The sequence below is a fragment of the Thermococcus sp. genome, assembly GCF_027012695.1.
GTDB lineage: Archaea > Methanobacteriota_B > Thermococci > Thermococcales > Thermococcaceae > Thermococcus.
On the sequence record NZ_JALUYR010000092.1, the window covers coordinates 1 to 3135 of the forward strand.

General features: G+C 56.6%; 3 protein-coding genes. 1 reads left to right on the plus strand and 2 read right to left on the minus strand.

The window, feature by feature from the left end:
- Both hmgA and MV985_RS07540 read right to left on the minus strand, forming a co-directional pair.
- A partial coding sequence (hmgA, locus tag MV985_RS07535) for a hydroxymethylglutaryl-CoA reductase (NADPH) (protein WP_297464938.1) occupies positions 1–1210 on the minus strand: 1210 nt, incomplete at its 3' end.
- A 20-nt stretch (positions 1211–1230) separates the two neighbouring features.
- Positions 1231–1974, minus strand: coding sequence for a MinD/ParA family protein (locus tag MV985_RS07540; RefSeq protein WP_297464940.1), 744 nt, complete (start codon positions 1972–1974; stop codon positions 1231–1233).
- Between the two features lie 124 nt (positions 1975–2098).
- On the opposite strand from MV985_RS07540, the gene tdh reads away from it, so the two are divergent.
- Positions 2099–3135: L-threonine 3-dehydrogenase (gene tdh, locus MV985_RS07545; protein ID WP_297464942.1), on the plus strand; the 1037-nt coding region annotated here is incomplete at its 3' end.

Sequence of the window (3135 nt, forward strand, 5' to 3'; positions counted from 1 at the left end):
TGTGTGCCTTCGCGAGGTGTTTAGCTGCTATGGCCGCGAGGAGCGAGAGCTCCCCAGCAAGAACCGCGCCGGCTATTATCTCGGCGAACTTCCTGGCGTTGGTTCCGGGCGGGTCTCCTCCACCGGCAACGCCCATGATGCTAAGGGCTTCCCTCTGCGTTGGAACCCTCGTTCCCCCGCCAACGGTTCCAATTTCAAGGCTCGGCATGGTTATGCTTATGTAGAGATCGCCTTCGGGTGTAACCTCAGCTAAAGTTATGCCGTGGGATCCCTCGGTTATCTGGGCCTCATCCTGGCCGGTGGCGAGGAAGATAGCCCCAACGATGTTGCCGAAGTGGGCGTTGAAGCCGTAGGAAGCGGCCTGTGCCGAGCCGACGAGGTTTTTGCGGTAGTTGACCTCGGCTATGAGCTCCGGAGTGGTTTTCAGCTTCTTCTCGACTATCTCCCTAGGTATTATCGCCTCGGCTATGACCGTCTTGCCCCTTCCAAGGATGAAGTTGGTTGCGTTCGGCTTCTTGTCCACGCAGAGGTTGCCCGAGAGGGCCAGATACCTGACATCGGGAAACTTCTCCTCGATGACCTTCATTATCTCCTCGCTCGCTATGGTCACCATGTTCATGCCCATTGCGTCGCCGGTTTCGAACTCGAAGCGGAGGTAGAGGTTGTTGCCAACTATGAAGGGCTTAACACCGCGGAGCTTTCCATGCCTGGTGACCCTGCTTACCGCTTTTTCCTGAAGGTAGCCGATGTTGTCTTTAACCCACTCAGCTACTTCTCGCGCTCTCCTCGCGTCGGGGCACTTGAGGAGCGGAGCGCGCGTCATCCTGTCGTCTATCAGCGTCGTCTTAACGCCGCCAGCCTCTGTCAAAGCGGAGCAACCGCGGTTGACGCTGGCAACGAGAGCACCTTCAGTTGTTGCGAGCGGGATGTAGAACTCGCCCTTTGCGTACTCTCCGTTGATTTTGAGCGGTCCAGCAACGCCCATGGGTATCTGGACGACGCCAATCATGTTTTCAATGTTCCTGCCGATGACCTGCTCGGGGTCTATCGAGTAGTGACCGATGTGCTCAAGCTTTACCCCGAGCTTCCTCTCAAGTGCCCTCCTCCTTATTTCAGTGGCGAGCTTCTTGTCGCCGTCGGTGTATTTTTCCACTTGATGGAGCTTTATCTCCCCGCTTGCGACCTTCTCAACCAGCTCATCAAACTCCATAACGACACCTCCGTGAGGAATCAGCCGAACATCCACTCCTCAAGGACTTCTCCTGTCTCGTAGAAGGCGGCCGCGGCCGGGCTCTTTGGAGCGTAGAGAAGAACCGGAATGCCGGCGTTTATGGATTCCGGAACGCTGTTGTCGAAGGGCACCCACCCAATTACCGGAACGTTTAGATCCTCCTCTATCGCGTCCATTATCTCGTCAACGACATCCCTGGATTCCCTGACCTTATTGAGAACCACGCCGATGTTGAGGCCGTACCTCTCTCCGAGGGTCTTGAGTTTTTCGATCTCGTTCTTGACCATTGTCTCAAAGGAGTAAATCGGCGAGCGCTCTATTTCTACGACTATCAGCTGGTAATCGGCCAGCTCGAAGACGGGAAGGGTGTCAAAGGGTATTCCCGTGGGGGAGTCGACGAAGACCACTCCAAACTTGTACTTCATCCGATCGATAACGTCCACAAGCTTCCGGGGGGAGATTCCGAGAACGTCCTGGAGCTGGGTGCTTCCGGGCATCACGTGAACACCCGTCTGGGGATGGCGGTAAACTGCCCACTCGGGATCAACGTCCGGATTCCTCAGAACGGAGTGGAGTGTGTACCTGACGTTGTCGAGGGCGAAGTGAAAGCCCAGGTTTGGAAGGTACAGATCACCATCAATGGCCAGAACCCTGTACTCCCTCATGGCCAGGAAGGTGCTGAGGTTGGCTGTTGTTGTGGTCTTTCCGGCACCGCCCCTTCCCGTAACGACAATGAGCGCCATCTCTTGACCTCCTACTACTGGAATGGTTAACGTCGATATAAGGTTTTCCGTGGCATTCCGTGTCGCAAAAGGTTTATATCCACCCCGTTCAGATAGGGATTGTAAAGCTTAGGAGATGATCGCTATGGCCGAAAAGATGCTGGCTATTATGAAAACGAAACCCGCCTACGGTGCCGAGCTGGTTGAGGTTGATGTTCCAAAGCCCGGCCCTGGAGAGGTTCTCATAAAGGTCCTCGCCACCAGTATCTGCGGAACTGATTTACACATCTACGAGTGGAACGAGTGGGCGCAGAGCAGGATAAAGCCGCCCCAGATCATGGGTCACGAGGTTGCCGGTGAGGTGGTGGAGCTGGGTCCCGGCGTTGAGGACCTTCAGGTTGGCGACTACATAAGCGCGGAAACGCACATCGTCTGCGGCAAGTGCTACGCCTGCAAGCACAACCGCTACCATGTCTGCCAGAATACGAAGATTTTTGGAGTCGATACCGACGGGGTCTTCGCCCACTACGCGGTGGTTCCGGCCAGGAACGCCTGGAAGAATCCACGGGGGATGAAGCCCGAACACGCGGCCCTTCAGGAACCCCTCGGAAACGCCGTTGACACCGTTCTCGCCGGCCCGATAGCCGGAAGGAGCACCCTCATAACCGGCGCCGGACCCCTTGGACTCCTCGGGATAACCGTTGCCAAGGCCAGCGGCGCCTACCCCGTTATCGTGAGCGAGCCGAGCGACTTCAGGAGGAAGCTGGCCAAGAAGGTTGGGGCGGATTACGTCGTTAATCCCTTCGAGGAGGATCCGGTCAAGGCTGTGATGGACATAACCGACGGCGCCGGAGTCGAGGTCTTCCTTGAGTTCAGCGGCGCTCCAAAAGCCCTCGAGCAGGGTTTGGCGGCCACCACTCCCGGTGGAAGGGTCTCACTGCTCGGTCTCTTCCCGCGCGACGTTACCCTCGACTTCAACAACCTCATCATCTTCAAGGCCCTTGAGATACACGGCATCACAGGAAGGCACCTCTGGGAGACTTGGTACACGGTCTCAAGCCTCATCCAGAGCGGAAAACTTAACCTCGACGAGGTCATAACCCACAGGTACAAAGGCTTCGACAGGTTCGAGGAAGCTTTCGAGCTGATGCGCGCGGGCAAGACCGGAAAGGTCGTCTTCTT